General features: G+C 56.1%; 17 protein-coding genes and 1 pseudogene. 5 read left to right on the forward strand and 13 right to left on the reverse strand.

All coding sequences use genetic code 11. From position 1 onward, the window contains the following. Nucleotides 1-10: 10 nt before the first annotated feature. Nucleotides 11-2,236: a protein-arginine deiminase family protein gene (locus FHI25_RS07900; protein WP_210516607.1), complete on the reverse strand. Its 2,226-nt coding sequence runs from the start codon at nt 2,234-2,236 to the stop codon at nt 11-13. A 112-nt stretch (nt 2,237-2,348) separates the two neighbouring features. Further along, a complete protein-coding gene (locus FHI25_RS20725) occupies nt 2,349-3,215 on the reverse strand; it encodes a hypothetical protein (protein ID WP_210516609.1) in 867 nt (288 codons plus the stop codon). A gap of 499 nt (nt 3,216-3,714) precedes the next feature. On the opposite strand from FHI25_RS20725, the pseudogene FHI25_RS07910 reads away from it, so the two are divergent. The 3 genes and pseudogenes from FHI25_RS07910 to FHI25_RS07920 form a co-directional block, all read left to right on the forward strand. Next, nucleotides 3,715-4,437 (forward strand): annotated as a pseudogene (locus FHI25_RS07910) (ATP-binding cassette domain-containing protein); the annotation flags it as partial. Nucleotides 4,438-4,545: 108 nt separating this feature from the next. Then, nucleotides 4,546-5,205, forward strand: coding sequence for a methionine ABC transporter permease (locus FHI25_RS07915; RefSeq protein WP_210516613.1), 660 nt, complete (start codon nt 4,546-4,548; stop codon nt 5,203-5,205). 88 nt (nt 5,206-5,293) lie between these two features. After that, entirely contained in the window at nt 5,294-6,094 is an 801-nt protein-coding gene (locus FHI25_RS07920) for a MetQ/NlpA family ABC transporter substrate-binding protein (RefSeq protein ID WP_210516615.1), read from the forward strand. Between the two features lie 121 nt (nt 6,095-6,215). On the opposite strand, the gene FHI25_RS07925 is transcribed toward FHI25_RS07920, so the two are convergent. The 7 genes from FHI25_RS07925 to FHI25_RS07955 all read right to left on the reverse strand — a co-directional run bounded on the left by FHI25_RS07925 (nt 6,216) and on the right by FHI25_RS07955 (nt 13,646). Next, the gene (locus FHI25_RS07925; protein WP_210516617.1) at nt 6,216-7,523 is read right to left on the reverse strand and encodes a calcium-binding protein; all 1,308 of its coding nucleotides are present in this window, start codon (nt 7,521-7,523) and stop codon (nt 6,216-6,218) included. A 184-nt stretch (nt 7,524-7,707) separates the two neighbouring features. Further along, nucleotides 7,708-7,857, reverse strand: coding sequence for a hypothetical protein (locus tag FHI25_RS07930; protein WP_210516619.1), 150 nt, complete (start codon nt 7,855-7,857; stop codon nt 7,708-7,710). A 15-nt stretch (nt 7,858-7,872) separates the two neighbouring features. After that, the gene (locus FHI25_RS07935; protein WP_210516621.1) at nt 7,873-8,601 is read right to left on the reverse strand and encodes a thioredoxin family protein; all 729 of its coding nucleotides are present in this window, start codon (nt 8,599-8,601) and stop codon (nt 7,873-7,875) included. Between the two features lie 95 nt (nt 8,602-8,696). Continuing rightward, a complete protein-coding gene (locus FHI25_RS07940) occupies nt 8,697-10,346 on the reverse strand; it encodes an MFS transporter (RefSeq protein ID WP_210516623.1) in 1,650 nt (549 codons plus the stop codon). A 250-nt stretch (nt 10,347-10,596) separates the two neighbouring features. After that, on the reverse strand, nt 10,597-11,109 hold the full coding sequence (locus FHI25_RS07945; protein ID WP_210516625.1) for an SRPBCC domain-containing protein: 513 nt from the start codon (nt 11,107-11,109) through the stop codon (nt 10,597-10,599). Then, the gene (locus FHI25_RS07950; protein ID WP_210516627.1) at nt 11,109-11,495 is read right to left on the reverse strand and encodes a metalloregulator ArsR/SmtB family transcription factor; all 387 of its coding nucleotides are present in this window, start codon (nt 11,493-11,495) and stop codon (nt 11,109-11,111) included. Before FHI25_RS07950 ends, FHI25_RS07945 begins: the two co-directional genes overlap by 1 nt. Nucleotides 11,496-11,744: 249 nt before the next feature. Next, nucleotides 11,745-13,646: an ABC-F family ATP-binding cassette domain-containing protein gene (locus FHI25_RS07955; RefSeq protein WP_210516629.1), complete on the reverse strand. Its 1,902-nt coding sequence runs from the start codon at nt 13,644-13,646 to the stop codon at nt 11,745-11,747. Nucleotides 13,647-14,073: 427 nt separating this feature from the next. On the opposite strand from FHI25_RS07955, the gene ndk reads away from it, so the two are divergent. After that, a complete protein-coding gene (ndk, locus tag FHI25_RS07960; protein ID WP_008891250.1) occupies nt 14,074-14,496 on the forward strand; it encodes a nucleoside-diphosphate kinase in 423 nt (140 codons plus the stop codon). A 109-nt stretch (nt 14,497-14,605) separates the two neighbouring features. Here the strand turns inward: ndk and FHI25_RS07965 are convergent, their stop codons facing one another. After that, nucleotides 14,606-16,657 (reverse strand): methyl-accepting chemotaxis protein, encoded by a 2,052-nt coding sequence (locus tag FHI25_RS07965; protein ID WP_210516631.1) that lies wholly within the window; start codon nt 16,655-16,657, stop codon nt 14,606-14,608. 175 nt (nt 16,658-16,832) lie between these two features. After that, nucleotides 16,833-16,970 (reverse strand): aa3-type cytochrome c oxidase subunit IV, encoded by a 138-nt coding sequence (locus FHI25_RS07970; RefSeq protein ID WP_114129841.1) that lies wholly within the window; start codon nt 16,968-16,970, stop codon nt 16,833-16,835. Between the two features lie 332 nt (nt 16,971-17,302). Here FHI25_RS07970 and FHI25_RS07975 point away from each other — a divergent pair, with 332 nt between their 5' ends. After that, complete coding sequence (locus FHI25_RS07975) at nt 17,303-17,857, forward strand: ATP-binding protein (protein ID WP_246879005.1); 555 nt, start codon at nt 17,303-17,305, stop codon at nt 17,855-17,857. 54 nt (nt 17,858-17,911) lie between these two features. Here FHI25_RS07975 and FHI25_RS07980 read toward each other — a convergent pair whose 3' ends face one another. Together FHI25_RS07980 and FHI25_RS07985 are read right to left on the reverse strand one after the other, a co-directional pair. Then, nucleotides 17,912-18,040, reverse strand: coding sequence for an aa3-type cytochrome c oxidase subunit IV (locus FHI25_RS07980; protein WP_210516633.1), 129 nt, complete (start codon nt 18,038-18,040; stop codon nt 17,912-17,914). A gap of 143 nt (nt 18,041-18,183) precedes the next feature. Then, nucleotides 18,184-18,582 carry a hypothetical protein gene (locus FHI25_RS07985; RefSeq protein WP_210516635.1) on the reverse strand — a complete coding sequence of 133 codons (399 nt, stop codon included), beginning with the start codon at nt 18,580-18,582 and terminating at the stop codon, nt 18,184-18,186. Nucleotides 18,583-18,631 lie beyond the last annotated feature (49 nt).

Here is an 18,631-nt window from a genome sequence, read left to right on the forward strand (position 1 = left end):
TGCATTGATATCAGGCATCAACCGCAGTCCACCATTGGCCATACCGCGCATTGCCAAATGCCGTTTGGCCATCATATGGGCTGCGGACCTCGTTGGTGCCGCAGTGAATTTCGCCAAGCATCGTATGATAATCGACCCAATCGTCGATAAAGACGCAAGTTGGACCATTAACGATGGCTGCAAGCTTTTGCTGTAAATCGCGTTCAAACAGATCGTACCCGTGATTGACGTTGTCTGTCAGATCGACAATCCAAGGGCCATATGGCTTGGGAATCATCAAGCGCGTGTTGCCAACAAACATGTTGGGCATGTCGCCGGTCAATGCGCCGCATTGGAAACCGCCATCAACCCCCGGATAGATGTTGAACCCGTCATCATCATCCAGTGCTGTGGGATCTAGCATGTCCAAAAGCGCATAGGGTTCGTCGATGTAATCTTCTGGATAGAAAATGACCGGGACCTTGATGATATCAACATCGGCCAGATCGAACGCCATTTTTAATCGGTCAATATTCTGCGCAATGACGGCCTCTACGCCCCGGATGTTCCAGTTGCGCAGTTGCTCATAGGTATAGGACGCACCGGTTTCCGGATGATCTAACGGCGCATTACCATTGCCAAGAAAGGCATTGATGGTTGCGCCAACTGGCGTGCCGTCAATCTCAAGATCCGTATAATCAAACTGATTATTGCCGCCGTTCCAAGCCGGACGTTTAAGCATGTTGGCCGCCCCATGTGCACCCTGCGCGGCTGTCAGCAGACGGTATGCCTCGGCTGGGCTTGCGACGAGTAGCTTCCATTTCTTAAATGGATCGGCCGGGTTCGGATCTGGCACAAAGGTCATCATTTCATCAACATGGCCGACATAAAGCCAATCAGTATCAAGAACGATGGGCGCTTGCATGTTTTGTGCAGCCATGAAGTCGCGGCTGCTTCGGTCTACCTGATGCTCCTGGTTATGCCCGTAATAGATCCGTCCAAACCGATAACTGGTCGTCCCGGCAAGGGTGGTCTTTTTGACCGGCGGTGTTACGGCAATATTGCCGCCCGAATTTGCCGAGGCAATGGCATCAGTACTTCCGGCTGCCGGGTAGAACACGCCGACATCGGCACTCAGGAGACTTTCGAAAACCCAGTTCTGCAATGCACCCCAACGGTGGGTTTTCATGAAAGCGTTCTTCGACAGCGCGGCATTATTGTTTCCCGGCCAGCTGCTGTAACCCGCAACCACAGTGTCGCGCATCCATCGGTCATCGCCAGCCGGCTCGGGTGCGGTCTGACCCGCCGGGCCGTAATCGTCCCAGACATTGCCGTTAAGATACGGGATATCGATTTCCTGTGCATTTTCCGGATCGCCGGGCGTAACCGTGATCGCCGGATTATCAGCACCGGCGGCATTACCAAGTGCGGCTCTGAACAGTTGATTGTCTGACCCGTCATCATTGGTTGCAATGGCAACGTAAAGATCACTAACGGTTTGCAAATGATGATTGCCGATCCAGCGTGCAACCATAAGTCTATCTGCAAACCAATAGGTGGTGGTGTCCGGTCCGGTGACTTCGGGCTGAATAACGCTGAGGACAAGGCCACATTCACCGTTGGCAAAGTTGCGCCCGGCAAAGCGCACGGCTTCGATTGCATAGATTTTGCTCGCTCCGACATCAGCGGTGGTCGGGCGGGCGAAGCTGTCGGTTTCAGGGCCGATCATCTCGTCGCTGTCTTGCCGCACACCATCAAAGATCCGGATATGCTTCTCAGGTTCGTCATCGGCCAAGGTTTCGCGTATGACCTTAAGCTTAAGCTCCCACGCTGCGGGCACGCCGACAACAGGACCGGCAATGGTGCGGCGTATCTCAATGCGGCCCGTCCCGCTCGCAAGATCATTGTTGCCATTGACCTTGTCGTCCTGATTGTCGGCGTAACCGGCGGTGATTGTATTGTCATCACGGTTACAATTGACCGGGATAATGGCACCTTGACCATGCACGCCAAAAGTGATCGCGGGCGGTGTGAGTTGCTTGATGATGCCCGCCCCGTCAAGGGCACCGTCGCGATTGCGATCCGTGTGAAGCGTGTAGTAAATGACGGTGAGATCCTTGGCATTTAGTCCATCGCCATTGACCACAATATTCTGTTCGTCAATCGGCACAAAACCGGCACCATTGACCCGTAAACGCCAGGTTCCGTTGTCGATGGTGAACTCATGGGATTCGGCCACGCCGGGCGTCAGGGTCATGTTCTGCGTTTGCTGTGGTTGATTGTCGCAGGTCAATGATACCCGCACCTCATCAAACGGATAAGCGCCGGCAGGGGCGGTTAGCTGTACGATGTATTGTGCCATAACGTCCTCAGCTGTTGATCGGTTCGGGGGATGTGTCAGCGCCCAAAACACTGGCAAGTGAAAGCCTTGCCTGCAGGGCGTTGTTCAGGACTGCGACACGGTCATCAATGGTGCCCAGGGCCTTATCTTTCAGGATTGCGCTTGCCCAAGCTTGGCTGGTGACGTGTGCGCCACCCGTGAATTGCACCGTGGCGTAATCAACGATCCCATCCGGTGTTTTAACGCCAAGCTTGATTGCGGCCTCCCCGGCGGTGTCGCAGGCCACTTTCAGACTATCTGCATCAAAGTCGGAAATAGCTTCTGGATGGTTTACCTGCATATATCCGGGCAAGGATGCAATGACCTCTTGTAAGGACATGACGGGCTTCGGCTTAGGACCCGGTTTCGGAGCAGGTTGTGGCCGAGGCTCGGGCTTTGGCTGGGGGTTAGGGTCAGGGGCAGGTTTGGGCTGTTGTGGTTTTTCAAGTTGTCCGACAGCCTGAGATTCTTGGGTGAGCAGTTGGGAAACCTCTTCGGCAAAGCGCTTCTCTGCAGACAAACGGGTTGTTGCATAGGCATCAAACTTCTGTTTGCTGATGATGCTCATCGATTTCAGACGCTCGGAATCCTGGGCGGCAAAGGCGGTCAGCAGGGATGAAATCTGCGATGCGTTGAAGTCCAGCCGGGATGAAAGCCCGGCGGGATCCTTGCAGGTACCATCTGCGATGGCGGTATCTCCCTCGGCCGCCAGTGCCTCGAGCTTGGCTGTCTCGGCCGAAAGGGTGGCCAATTGCTCCTTGGTGCGCACATCCACCTTATTGTCCATGACCGTGACAAAAGTCGGGTATTGCGCGAGTGTTCGGGCAAGGTCGTTGATCCGGTTGGCAAAGGCCATCTGTTCAATCCCGCATTGATATTGATGACTAGGGTCTGAACCCAACTGGATGCTTGAAATGCCGCCGATCCGAAGGACATCAGGACGATCTGCGATCTGCTTCGTCAATCTCCTTGCGCGGGGATCGCCCCGCACTGCGGCGATTTCCTGGCATATCTTGATTGTTCTGATGCCATTTTAAACATCCAGTTGGGTTCAGACCCTAATAGACGAACAGGGTGGGGCTTTGTGATGTCGGGCTAATGCACACTCAATAAACAAAAGTTTTGTGTTGTATTTTTGGGAATCATACATGCCATGCGTGAAATGCATGATTTTAGCCATTGAACAATGACACCGGGTCAGATAGACAAGGGGTGTTGAACGCGCCGATTTGCTCCTCAGCTTGCGGGCGCGCTAAAAATGCGGCTAAAGCGAGAGGGCGTATATGCTCCGTATGTACGACCGCCTCGGTAAAGCCGTGGCGGTTTTTTTTGTATCTACGGAAAGGTTGGGATCCATGATCCGGCTCTCGAACGTCCAGAAAACATATGCAGCCCGGCGTGGCAGCGACGAACATGTTGCGCTGCGCGGCATCAATCTTGATATCGCTGCTGGCGAAATCGTCGGCGTCATTGGCCGCTCTGGTGCGGGTAAATCAACCCTGATCCGCTGCATCAACCTGCTTGAAACCCCGACCTCGGGTTCGGTGACGGTTGATGGCACCGATGTCACCACACTCTCCAAACGCGACTTGCCACTGTTCCGCCGTCAGCTCGGCATGGTGTTTCAGCATTTCAATCTTCTCTCCTCGCGCACTGTGTTCGATAATATCGCGCTGCCGCTTGAACTTGCCGGTGCGACCAAGGCCGAGATCGCCAAGGCGGTTGATCCGCTTTTGCCGCTGGTTGGGCTTGAAGACAAACGTGATCGTTATCCGGCCGAACTGTCGGGCGGTCAGAAACAGCGTGTCGGCATTGCGCGCGCGCTGTCATCCAACCCCAAGGTTTTGCTGTGTGACGAGGTGACCTCGGCGCTTGATCCGGAAACCACCCGTCAGATCCTCACACTCCTTAAGGACATCAACAAACGCCTTGGTCTGACCATGGTGGTGATCACCCACGAAATGGCGGTGGTCAAGGCGCTGTGTGACCGTGTGGCGGTGATGGATGCTGGTGTGATTGTCGAAGAGGGCGCGGTTGAAGGCATCTTTGCCGATCCGAAACACGCGACGACCCAGTCACTTCTGGCCGATGAATTCATGGATTTCCGCGCCGGATCGGATGCGAACAGCACCGCCAAAGTCAACACAAATACCAGCGGCGTTGCCGCCGGGCAGGAGGGCTAAGTCATGTTTTCTACCCTTGCACCCATTCTGCTGCAGGCGACCGGTGAAACCCTTTATATGGTGGCCGTCTCGCTTTCGATTGCGACCGCCTTTGGCTTGCCGCTTGGTGTGTTGCTGGCAACCTCTGGCCGGGGGGAGCTGTTTGAAGCCCTCTGGTTCCAGCGCGTTTTTGGCCCGCTGGTCAACGCAACCCGCTCGGTCCCGTTCATCATTCTGGCGGTGGCGATCATTCCGTTTACCCGCTTTGTCGTCGGCACCTCAATCGGCACGTCTGCTGCCATCGTGCCACTGACCGTCGCGGCCATTCCGTTCATTGCGCGGATCATCGAAGGTGCCATGCGCGAAGTGGATGGCGGCCTGATCGAGGCGGCCCAGGCCATGGGTGCGCGTCCGGTACAGGTCGTGACCAAGGTGCTGTTACCCGAAGCATTGCCGGGCATCATTCACGGTCTGACTCTGACCGCGGTGACCCTGATTGGCTATTCCGCAATGGTTGGCGCCGTTGGGGCCGGTGGGCTTGGTGATCTTGGTATTCGTTATGGCTATCAGCGTTTCCGCCCGGATGTCATGGCGGCTGTTGTCATCACGCTGATTGTCGTCGTGCAGGTCGTGCAAAGCTTTGGCGACTATCTGGCGCGCAAGGCCGACAAGCGCAACATCTGAGCATCTCATCGACCAAAATCCGAATGTGAGGATTGCTCACATTTGTCAAATTCCCGCACAAACCCAAATGAAATCAAGGAGTTTTACAATGCGGTTTTTCCTTAAACTGACGGCGGCTGCCGTTCTGGCATCCGCACTCACCGGTCAGGCACTGGCCAACGATGCGATCAAAATCGGCGTTACCCCGGGTGCGCATGAAGAAGTCATGGAAGAAGTCGTCAAGGTCGCGGCCACCAAGGGCCTGGACATCGAACTGGTCAGCTTCTCGGACTATGTCATTCCGAACCAGGCGCTGGATGATGGCGATCTTGATGCCAACAGCTTCCAGCATGTGCCGTATCTTGATAACCAGATCAAGGATCGCGGGTATGAGCTTTCGGTGGTCGGCTATAACATCCTGACACCGATGGGCATTTATTCCAACAAAATCAAAAGCCTGGATGAGCTGGCCGATGGCGCCGAAGTCGGCATTCCGAACGATCCGACCAATGGTGGTCGTGCGTTGCTGGTCCTGCAATCCCATGGCCTGATCAAGGTTGATCCGGCAGCGGGCCTCGTGGTCAGCCCGCTTGATATCATCGAAAACCCGAAGAATATCAGCTTTGTAGAGCTTGACGCTGCACAGCTGCCGCGGTCGCTTGATGATCTGGATGCCTCGGCGATTAACACCAACTATGCGCTCGAAGCCGGTCTGAACCCGATCAAGGATTCGATCGCGATCGAAGGCAATGACAGCCCGTATGCCAATGTTATTGTTACCCAAACGGCGCGCAAGGACGAGCCGTGGGTCAAGACGCTGGTTGAAGCTTACCACGATGAGGCGGTCCGCAAATTCATCGAAACCAAGTATGAAGGATCGGTCCTGCCGGTATTCAAACTTCCTGAATAATCATCGCGATTATTCAAAATAATTGAAAAGTCCCGCCGGAAACACGTCCTGCGGGACTTTTTTATGTCCGGATCAAACAGCGCCCAAAATCCAATTGTATGAGGATTTGAGTTCGCCCGATTTAGACATCGGCAAACAGGACATGATCGGCGGTCAGATCATCCTTGTTGGTATCTTCGATAATCACGCCAAATGTCCATGGATCGCCGTTGCTGAAATCGACATAGAGATCATCGCCGGTCTGGGTGGTGTGATCGAGGAAGCTGTCGAAATCCGTGATGCCGGAGCGTTCCTGAAGATCGTGTGTCAGAAGCAGCGTATCGGGGTGATTGCCGGTTTCGTCCCGGTCACCGGTTTCAAACCCGACAACCCGGTCACGACTTGAGGCCTCGGCATCGAAAACAAAGGTATCATTGCCGCTATTGCCTTCAAGCCAGTCATTGCCGGCCCCGCCCGATAAAAGGTTGTCACTGAAAATCGGATCACCAACGGGACCGGCGCGCAGCGTATCATGCCCATCGCCACCATAAAGCGAGACGTCATACCAATCACCGGTGAGCGTATCATTTCCGGCTTCGCCATGGATGTTTTCGCCGACAATGAAGTCATCACCATCGCGGCCATAGATCGTATCCTCGCCCTTGTTGCCGATGAGGCGGTTGTCCTCGTCATCGCCAATGATCAGGTCGCCCTGATTGCTGCCATCGACGTTCTCGATGTCGATGAAATGATCACCGGTGCGGCCCATGCCGGTTTCAAGATTGATGACCGGTTGCGGTCCATACTCGCCGTAAGGCGCATCATTGCCCCATCCGGCAATGTAACTGATGGTGTCATTGCCGTCGCCGCCATCAAAGGTGTTCACCCGGTCTTCTGAAAAGTCGGTGCTGGCAGCGGCATAGAACGTATCGTCACCGCCTTGTCCTTGCATGACGTCGCCGGTATCAGTGCGGTTGTAATGTTGATAGAAGGCATTGTTGCCGTCATCTCCGATCAACACATCGCCATAGGTCGTATCGCGGATATCTTCGATATTGGAGTAGCGGTCACCTTCGGCATCACTGCCCCGCCCAATACCGGTTTCCAGATTGACATAGACGCCTTCGTTTTCGGGATTGCTACTATATCCGAAGCTGATTTCATCGCGGCCCGGGCCGCCATCAATCACATCGGCCCCCGGGCCACCGGTCAGTTCATCATTGCCCGGCCCGCCAATCAGCGTGTCGTTGCCGTCACCGCCATCAAGTTCGTCATGCCCGGCCCCGCCATCGAGCGTATCGTTGCCAGGCCCGCGATAGCCGCCGGAAAGAGAATCATTCCCGCCAAGGGCACGAATGTAATCGTCACCCTCAAGCCCGGATATCCGGTCATCCTGTTCTGTTCCAATCAGATTGTCGTCACCCTCGGTTCCTACGATGTAATTAGCCATGCCAGTCTCCTGCATGAAGTGCCTTTACCCCGGCAATCCAAGGTTGCGTCGGAATTTTGGCGACTTGATGACTGGTTGCCGACGGGCTTGTTCCGAGAGGAATTTCTGGGCAAATGGCAGAAACAACACAGGCCCGCAATCATGTATTGCGGGCCCGTATGTTGATCAGATTGAGATGAGGGTGTCAGGCGACCATCGCGTCGTATTCTTCCTGCTTGTCGCGCCATTTCTGTTCGACCATGGCAAGTTCGTTTTCGATCTGGCCAAGTTCCTTTTGGATGTCGGCCAGTTTTTGGGCGTTGGCGTCTTCGTAAAGCGACGGATCATGGATCATCGGAGTTTGTGCTGATCAATGGCAGCATGCGCCCGCAGATTTCTGGTCTTCATACTGATCGTGCAGCTTTACCCAATCCATCGTGCCGTTTTCGTTGCGGCCAAAGGGCGTGAGATCAAGAAAGGCATGCGCTCCGATCAGCGGATCGCCCCCACGGCTGTAGGACGAATAGGTATGGAAAATCTCGTTCGTGTCGGGATCGCGGTAAAACACGCTGATGCCGTGCAAGTCTTCCATCTTGCCGCTATAGGGCGCGAAATTGTAGGTCGTCTTGCCCGCCGCGACATCATCGGGGCGGAAGGAGGCATCAAAATCATAATTGAAATCGCTGCCATGCGAGGACACCCATGGGAAATGCCAGTTCATCCGTTTCTTGAAGGGCAGGAATTCCGCCAGCGGGGCACGCGAGACCACCATCAGGGTCACGTCATGATGACGCAGATGCAGATTGGCTCCGTCAAAATGATCGGCAAGGAAGGAACAGCCGTCACAGCCTTCTTTCCAGCCGGGACCGAACATGAAGTGATAGACGATCATCTGACTGCGACCGTCAAACAGATCGCCGAGCGATTTTTTGCCGTCTGGCGTGTCGAACATATATTCCTTGTCGACCTTGACCCAGGGCAAGGCACGGCGTTCTTCACACAGACGGTCCCACGCACGCATATGGTCTTTTTCACGTTTCAGGTGCGCCTTGCGGGCTTCGAGCCATTCTGCGCGGGAGACGATTTGGGGACGGGTCATATCGGTTCTCCTTTTCCGTCGGGTTCGTCGGGGGGGGAATGTTTCCCGTGTGTCGGGCACCGCCGAGATCGACGCAGTGCCCGTGCCTCGTGTTTTTAGTCGACGCGACCAGCCGCACAGGCTGCCGGTTGCAGGGCAGGGTCGATTTCCGTATCGCCATCCGGGCTGTCATTGGAATCGGCGTCAGATCCTGCATCGGTCTCTGCCTTGGCATTGCGCAAGACGATGACGGTGCCAATCGCAGACAAAACCATCAGAAGCGCACAGATGATTGAAATCACCTGCAAGCCGTCGGAGAAGGCTGTGCGGGCCTGTAACAAGACGTCACCGGCCAAGCCGGACCGGGCGTCAGCCAGCGCATGGACGGCACCACCCAGCGTACTGCGGAGCGCATCAATCGCCCCGGCTGTGAGATTGGCGGGGAGGTCGGTATCAAGCATGGCGTCGCGATAGATTGCGGTGCCGACACTGCCCAGAACGGCAATGCCCAATGCCCCGCCCAGTTCGGCGCTGGTTTCGGACATGGCCGCAGCCGATCCGGTGCGGTCGGTCGGGGCGGCCGTGACCACCATATCGGTACAGATCATTGCAACCGGTGTGATGCCCAGTGAAAAGATCGCCGCCCCGGTGGCAAGAATATAAAGACTGCCGACGGCGCCAGGCAGTGACAGCAGGCAAAACCCGAACGCGGTCAGGACAAGGGCGCCCGTCATGACCGAGCCGGGGCGAAACCGGCCCAGCAAAACCGGGGCCCCGAGCGATCCGACAATGCCCGAAACGGTGGCGGGCAGCATGGCCAGGCCGGCCTGAATTGGCGACAGGCCAATCACCAGTTGCAGGGACTGGGACAGGAACATGAAATAGGCCATCCCGACAAAGATCGCGGCCGTCTGAATGACAATCGGAACCGAAATCGTCCGGCGATACAAAAGGCCGAGATCCAGCAGCGGGTCGTCGAGGTTGCGCTGACGGCGGATGAACGCCCACATGCCAAGAAGGCCAAGCACGACGGCGGCGAATGCTTCGGTGCCAACGCCATAGGCGGCCATAACCTTTACGCCGTAAATGATTGCAAGGATCGAGGTGAGCGAAAGTGCAGCACTTGGCAGGTCGATCCGCCCGAATTTTTCCGCCCTGTGTTCGGGCAGTAGGACGGGTGCAGCAAGCAATAGCAGCACCATCACCGGCACATTAAGCAGGAAGACCGCCCCCCACCAGAAATAGCTTAGCACCAGCCCGCCAAGCAACGGACCGGCCGCCGTGCCGACCATGAAGGTCGTCATCCAGGCGGCAATGGCAAAGGAGCGTTCCTTTTCATTAAGAAACATGTTGCGGATCAGCGATAGCGTCGAGGGCATCAGCGTGGCCCCGGCCACACCCAGAACCCCGCGCGCGAAAATCAGCATTTCCGAGGTGTCGGCAAAGGCGGCCAGCACCGATGCCGCCCCGAAACAAGCAGCCCCGATCATCAGAAGCTTGCGCCGCCCGATGCGGTCGCCAAGCGTGCCCATTGTGATCAGCGATCCGGCAATGAAAAAGCCATAGATATCAACAATCCACAGCAACTGGTCACTGGTCGGGTTGAGGCTTGCGGTCAGATGCGGCACGGCAAGATGCAGGACGGTCATGTCCATGGCGATCAAAAGGCAGGGCAGGGCCAAAACCAGAAGGCCGATCCATTCGCGGTGGGTAGCCTTGGTGTCGGTGCCTTGCGCGGCAGTTTCGAGGTGGCTTGGGGCGCTCATATCTTGTTCCTGTGTTTCCTTGGTGGTGGCGTATGGGTGGCCGCCTTGTATTTTATTGTGTGTTGTTTTGCGGTGCTGTCTGGATGCCCGCCCCCCGCCTTCGTGACGGCAGGCTTTGCGGGCATGACGGAACCGGGTGTTCTTTATGCTCGTCACTCCCGCGCAGGCGGGAGTCTATGGTGCAGCGGTGGTGCTGCGGTTTCCATTCACGGCAATGCTCGGGCCTCAACCGTGATTGAGGTCAAGGGCTTTATGAGGCCGCCGCGAAGAGGGTTTCGAGTTTGTCTAGCGCGCTGTTCCAGCCGCCATTGTGACCGTCGCGGGCGGCCTCGTCGGCGAATTGTTCGTGATGCAGGACAAGGATGGTGGCCTTGCCGTTATCGTCCGGCGCAAGGGTCAGTGTGACGTGCGATTTGCGTTCTGGCATGGTGATCCATTGCCAGCTAAAGGACAGCTTTTGGTTAATTTCAACCGCGTCATAGGTGCCGCTGACATCGTGAATTTCACCATCCGGTCCGGGTTCCTTGAAGCGGATGCGAAACGTGCCGCCGACGCGGGCATCAACGGTGGCGTCCAGCGTCTGGCACTCATGCGGTCCCCACCATTGCGCAAGTTTTTGCGGATCGGTCCAGGAGGCAAAGACCATTGCGGGCGGGGCGGCAATACGTCGCCGGATGGTCAGACTTGGGTTTTCGTCTTGCGGGGATGTTTGCTTTCGCGGGGGCTGTTGCGGTTGCGGTTGCGGTTGCGGTTGCGGTTGCATTACCGGTCCTCCTGATCCTGCGGGGCGGCGGGATGTGTCGGTGTCTCGTTCTTTGCCGCGTTCTCGACAAAGGCGGCCAGCCGATCAAGCCGATCCGTCCAGAACCGTTCATAGCGCTTCAGCCATTCCATGGCGTGCGCCATCTTTTCGGGTTGAAGCCGGACGCGCACCGTGCGCCCGGTTTTTTGCCGGGCAATCAACCCTGCACCTGACAGCACGTTGAGATGCTTCATCACCGCAGGCAATGACACATCAAACGGCTCTGCCAGTTCGCTGACCGAAAGCGCGTCTTCGTCTTGCTCCAGCCGGGCAAGGAGGGCCCGGCGCGTCGGATCGGCGAGGGCGGCAAAAATGTCGTTCAGTTCGGCTTCTTGATACTTAACCATGAGGTTAAGTATTGAGGAAAAAATCGACTGAGTCAATCATGGGTTGTTTGCGGCGGGATAAAAACATATCGCTCCTGACAAGCTGGTGTCAGGAGCAGTGTGGGACCCAGGTTTTTCAGGCAGGCGGGAAGGGAGCGTTGCGCCGTAATCGGAGAGATCATCGGGCGGGCGCGTATGGCATAGATGGATTTCCGCTTGCGCGGGAATGACGGGCTTTCAAGGCGCGGGGAATAGGTGGGCGGTGGTGGCTTACGCCACCATCGCGTCGTATTCTTCCTGCTTGTCGAGCCATTTTTGTTCGACCATGGCGAGTTCGTTTTCGATCTGGCCGAGTTCCTTTTGGATGTCGGCCAGTTTCTGGGCGTTGGCGTCTTCATAGAGCGTCGGGTCGGCCATTTTTTCTTCGATGCCGGCTTTGCGTTCGGAAAGCTTTTCCATCTGTTTTTCGAGCTTTTCGACTTCGCGCTTGATGGGGGCGGCTATTTTGCGCTTTTCGGCGGCCTGCTGGCGTTCGGCCTTGCGGTCGCGTTTGGCGGGTTTGCCGTTGCCCTCTTCGCCGCCATTCTTGTTGGCACGGCGTTCCATGCGCGCGCGATCCAGAAGATACTGGCGGTATTCGGCAACGTCGCCGTCAAACGATGTGACCGTGCCATCCGCGACCAGAACCAGACGATCGGCACAGGCTTCGATCAGATAGGGATCGTGGCTGATGATGATGACTGCACCCTCATAGGCGTTGAGCGCATGGTTCAGCGCATCGCGGCTGTCGATATCAAGGTGGTTGGTTGGCTCATCGAGGATGAGCATATGCGGGGCATCAAGCGTCATGAGCGCAAACAGCAAACGGGCCTTTTCGCCACCAGACAGATCCTTGACCTTGGTGTCGCCTTTCTGGCCTTCGAAGGCAAAGCGGCCAAGCTGGGCGCGGACCTTGTGTTCGATCACATCGGGCATCAGGGATGCCATGTGCTGATAGGGGGTTTCATCGCCGCGCAGCTCGTCGGTCTGGTGCTGCGCGAAATAGCCGATGCGCAACTTGTTCGACGCATGCTTTTCGCCTGACATCAGTTGCAAGCGATCGGCCAGAAGCTTTGCCAGCGTCGATTTACCGTTACCATTGGCACCCAAAAGGGCAATGCGGTCATCCATATCAATGCGCAGGCTGATATTGCGCAGGATCGGTTTGCCTTCTTCGTAGCCGACATCGCCATCATGGATGTTAATCAGGGGCGGTGGCAGTTCCTTGGGGCTTGGGAAGTCAAAGGAAATGCCGCGATCCTCGACCACCGGGATGGCCGGGCCCATTTTTTCAAGCATTTTGACACGGCTTTGCGCCTGCTTGGCCTTGCTGGCCTTGGCGCGGAAACGGTCGATGAAGGATTGCAGATGCTTTTGCTGGGCGATCTGTTTTTCATAATGCTTGGAGGCGAGTTCCATCTGTTCGCGGCGGGTCTTGGCGAATTTGTCGTAGTTGCCGCCATAAAGGGTGACGGTGCCGTCATGCAGATGGGCAATCGATTTGACCACCCGGTTGAGAAGATCGCGATCGTGACTGATCAGGATGATCGTGCCGGGATAGTTGATCAGATAGTTTTCAAGCCAGATGGTGGCTTCGAGATCAAGGTGGTTGGTCGGCTCGTCAAGCAGCAGCAGATCCGGGCGCAGGAAAAGGGTTGCCGCCAGGGCCACACGCATGCGCCAGCCGCCCGAGAAATCATCGCACGGGCGTTGCTGGGCCTCGCCGTCAAAACCAAGGCCGGACAAAATGGCGGCAGCGCGCGCCTCGGCGGTATGGGCTTCGATATCGGCCAGACGTGTATGGACCTCGGCAATGCGGTGCGGGTCGGTGGTGGTTTCGGCCTCTGCCAGCAAATCGGCGCGTTCGGTATCGGCCGCCAAAACGGTTTCAAGCAGGGATCGCGAACCTGCCGGGGCTTCTTGCGATACGACACCCATGCGGGCCCGCTTGGACAGCACAATATCGCCGCCATCGCCGGGCAGGTCGCCCGAGATCAGTTTAAGAAGGGTCGATTTCCCCGCACCATTGCGCCCGATCAGGCCGACCTTGTGGCCATCAGGGATGGTCAGCGATACCCGGTCAAGAATGACACGTCCGCCAATGCGATAGGTGAGGTCGGTAATTTGCAGCATTTTCGGTTGGTCTCTTGAACTGGTTTGCGGGCGCTTTGGGCGCAGTTTAGGGGGAATCGCAAGGATTTCTGTGCTTTCAATAGGGCAGGAGCGTGTTTGACGCAAGGATTCTTCAAATTGTCATGGCCGGTGTGATTTCGATGACAGATCCGGGCAAAACCGGCGCTAAATCGCAGTTTCATGCCTTTTGGGGGCGTTTTGCAGGCGAAACGGGTGAATGCAACGGCTGCAGGTCTGGTTTGCAGCGGTAGAACTATGTGTTGCGTTGCGATCCAACCCCGTTTATATAGCGCCAACCTTCGGGTCTGTGGATGATAAGGGCGGTCTTTGGTACCGCCTTTATCTTCCGCAGGCCCTTTGTACTCGGGGGGCTTCTTGGGGGCCCTCTTTGGGGGTAACGAATTTTTACAAAGCTTAGGTGAAACCAATGGCTGTCGAACGCACTCTTTCGATCATCAAGCCGGACGCAACGCGCCGCAACCTGACTGGCAAAATCAATGCCGTCATCGAAGAAGCTGGCCTGCGCATTGTCGCACAGAAGCGCGTCGCTTTGACCCGCGCTCAGGCTGAAGGTTTCTATGCAGTTCACAAAGAACGTTCGTTCTTTGGCGAGCTGGTAGACTTCATGGTCTCTGGCCCGGTTGTTGTCCAGGTTCTCGAAGGCGAAGATGCCGTCGTTAAGTACCGCGAAGTAATGGGCGCAACCAACCCGGCAAATGCCGAGGAAGGCACCATCCGCAAACAGTTTGCAGAATCCATCGAAGCGAACTCGGTCCACGGTTCGGACTCGCTCGAAAACGCTGCAATCGAAATTGCATATTTCTTCGCTCAGACCGAAATCGTCGGCTAAGCCAAGAATACAGAATTCTCCGGTCCAACCGGATGCAAAAACGCCCCGCAAGTTGCGGGGCGTTTTTTGTTTTACGGAAATGTTTGGTGATTGTGCGAAACGCGATGGGTCATTGGCGCACATCATCGAGGAAGGTATCGACCGACTGGCGCAGCGCGTTTGACCCAGAGGCGAGTTCGTGGGCGGCCTTGGCCAGTTCGGATGCGCGTGCGCGGTTTTGCTCGGCCGCGGACTGAATGCTGTCAGACTGATCGGACGCCTTGCTGGTTGCGTCCGAGGCATCAAGGACCCGGGCGGCAATTTCGGCGGTGGCGACACCCTGTTGTTCGATGGCAGCGGCAATTGATGATGCGATTTCACTCATATCGGAAATAACGGTGGTGATGCCCTTGATGGCATCGACCGATTGTTTGGTGGCATCCTGAATGCCGGTGATCTGTGATCCGATTTCATCGGTGGCCTTGCCGGTCTGATTGGCGAGGTTTTTGACCTCGGATGCGACAACGGCAAAGCCCTTGCCAGCGTCGCCTGCGCGGGCCGCCTCGATCGTGGCATTAAGGGCCAGCAGGTTGGTCTGTTCGGCAATATCGGAAATAAGCCCAAGTACCTCGCCGATCTTGGTGGCAGATACGGCCAAACCTTCGACCAACTGGTTGGTGTGTTCGGCCTGGGAAACTGCACTGCCGGAAATCTCAAGCGAGCGGTCGACCTGGGCACGAATTTCATTGATCGAGGCACTGAGTTCTTCAGCCGCCGATGCAACGGTTTGGACGTTACGGTTGGCCTCCGACGATGCCTGATTGACGTCGTTTGCCATGGCGGCGTTGATATCCGCGGTTTCGTTGAGATTGTCGGAGGTATCCTTGACGGTGCCGACCGATCCGGTCACAGAGCCAAGAATGCGGCTGATTTCACCATCGAATTTCTTGATCGATGCGAGGCGGGCGGTATTGGCGGCATCAAGGGCCTTTTGTTCCTGCTCCTTTTCGGCGGTCATTTTGTCAGAGGCAATCATATTGTCCTTGAAAACCTGAACGGAGCGGGCCATGTCGCCGATTTCGGTTTGGGCACGGACATAGGGGATGTCGACATTGATGTCGCGCCCGGCCAGTTTGCCCATGTCATCGGCAAGACGCGTGATCGGATAGACAATCCCGCGGCGTGCACCGATGGTAAACAGGATGGCCAGAACAAAGCCGACAATGGTGACTGTGATCATCGTGGCTTCGGACAGGATGATTTGCCTTTCCATGTCCGACAGGCCGGCATCCATGTCGTCATGAACGATTTCCTCAGCCGCGTCGGCAAGGCTGATGAAACGTTCGAAGCTGGCATTAAATTCGACATCGGCCTCGGCATCAGCACTCAGATTGGCAAGGGTATTGTCCGCGCGCGTCTTGGCGGTGTTGGCAAGCGCGTTGATATCATTGGCAAGCTTGGTGGTCTGATCGGACAGCGCCGGGATGTTGATCGCGGTAATGCGGTTGCGGGCTTCGGTGAAGTTTTCGGCAACCCCGTCATAGGTCAGTTCGGGATCACCACTTAGAAGTTCTTCGAGAAACAGGTGGCCGTTGGCCAGACGATAGCGGGCCTCGCCAACGTTTTCGATGGCGGCAAGGGCAGCAGGATCAGTGCCTTGGCGGAGCGGCGGGAGGAGCTTACCAAGGTCGGTTTGCAGGTTTTCATAGAGACTGTCGAATTGCTGATCGGCACCGGTGCCGACACCCTCCTGAGAGGCGATGCGGGCATAGCGGCGTTCGCTGACCGCGATCAGGGTATCAAGGGCGACAAGGACCTCTTCGATCTGGGCGCGGACAGCGGGACTTTGGGTGGCGACAAAGGTTCCTTCGTCATTGGTGCCGCCTTCAAGGATCGCATTGGCGTACCAGCGCGATTCATCGAGAAGGGCCCAGACCTCGTTAATGTCTTCGGAGGTATCACCGCCCATGATTTCTTCAAGCAGCAAATGGGCGTTGGTGGCGGTGAGCTTGATTTCCATCGCGGCGTCGCCCAGCGGCGCAAGATCGACCGCGACGGTTTTGCTTTCAGATGACAGCAGTTTGGTGAACACAATGCCCGCAACACCGGTAAGCGTGGTGACGAGTGCCATTGTGATGAAGGCCATCATCAATCTTGTGCTGATGCGAAAACGGTCGAGCATACATTCCACCCCAGACGTTTTTTGAACTGTTCCAATTTGGTGGCGCGTTAGGTCTTGAGGTTGGGCCGGGGGGCGTTCTTTTCAATGTTTTGCGGTAAAAACATAGAAAAGCTGCCCGTTTGCGGCGTGCAAAGCGGGCAGCTCTATTAAGGCATAAAAGGGAATTGAGGCGAGTTTAGTCGATCAGGAATGCGGCCATCAGCAGCAGGAGAACCCCGATCGAGATCACGCTCCAGAGCATGAATTTTGTCCAGTGGTGCCAGCCTTCCTCGTGGTGGTGCACCAGGCCTTCGTCGTAATCGCTTCCTTGCATTGTTTCCTCCCTGTTGTTGGGACCATTGTTTGGTTTGCTGTTATCACGCAAGACAACAAGGCGATGGTAGCGCAAATCAACTCAGGGGTGAATTGCTTTGATGTTGTTGACTGTTTTCATCTGTTCAACCGGATGGACAAGGTGGTGTTGCGTGTGGCAGTATTTGCGCATGGAAAACGTTGTGACCCAGAAATCGGTACGAATTTTTACCGCCTCTCATAGAGTGGCGGGGTAGCGACGTTTTGACCAAATGAGCCCCACCCGCCGGCGAGGCGGGTTTTTTTGTGGCTGTCTCCCGGCCAGACCAGCGATGTGCAATCCGGGAGATGACAATGACCAAGCCCCTATCAGCGTTACAACCAAGTGATCGATCCTTGATGCCGCAAGATGGTGCCAAGGTCGGCACCCTTCATTTGCTGTGTGGCAAGATTGCCGCGGGCAAATCAACCCTTGCCGCCGAACTGGCGCGCAAGCCCGGCACGGTTCTGATTGCCGAGGATGAATGGCTCTCGACGCTATTTGGCGATCAGATGTGCTCGGTTGCGGATTATGTCCGGGTATCGGACAAATTGCGCAGCGTGATGGGGCCGCATGTGGCGATGGTGCTGCGCGCGGGTGTTTCGGTGGTGCTGGATTTTCCGGCCAATACGGTTGGTTTGCGGGGCTGGATGCGCGGGATCCTTGAGGATGCCGGGGCCGATCATGTTTTGCATTATCTTGATATGGACGATGATGTGTGCATCAACCGTCTTCGGGTGCGCAACCGGGCCGGAAGCCATCAGTTCGCCGCCAGTGACGCGCAGTTCCATCAGATCAATGCGGCCTTCGTCCCGCCGAGTGTGGAGGAGGGGTTTAATATCGTTCGCTATGAGACAGATACGCTTTGAGCATAAAAAAAGCTGCCGGAAAACGGCAGCTTTTAGTTTTTCGCAACAGGCAAATCACAGAAGGAAAATTGCCATCAACCCCAGAAGGGCAATGATCGAGATGGTGCCCCATTTCACGAAGTTGGTGTAGCCGTGATAGATGCTGACATGGGTTTCAGTCAGTTCGTAATCGTTACCCTGCAAATTTGCCTCCTGGGATTGGATATTTTGGGATTGTTCAAATGTATATCCACTGAGTTGAGCTTGGGCAAGTGCAAGATTAACCTTGGATATTATACGTTTGACCGACTTCACACCTGTTGTGGTTCACCTTTGATCCCAAAGGCTTATTGGATGCTGGATTTGCAGCCATAGGGCAGGAAGGTGCCCGAAAGCCCGTGGCTCATCATCGCAAACGACATCTTGTTGGCGTAGTCGAGTTCCGTCTTGGATTTCGGGCAGGCATAGGCGCGGCCCGCACAGCCATTTTCGATATAGTCTTCTTCGGCCTTGGCAAATTCGGGGCTGAGCGCACCGCGCGGAATTTCATCAAGCATTTCAGCCCGGGTTTCCTGATAGACAGCGCATTTCTGCGCCCGCCAGGATTTCTCACCTGTTTGCATATCGGCCTTGTAAGAATCCAGTTCTGGATCGGAATCGGCCAGTGCGGGACTGGTGAGTGCAGGACTTACGAGCATGGCCAAAAGGGCGAGGGGGATGATCAGTCCTAAGAGCTTGCGCATCATGATATCGGTTTTCCGCGGCGGTGGTGGCATTCGTTGATCCCATAACAGC

This window comes from Thalassospira sp. ER-Se-21-Dark (assembly GCF_017922435.1).
GTDB lineage: Bacteria > Pseudomonadota > Alphaproteobacteria > Rhodospirillales > Thalassospiraceae > Thalassospira.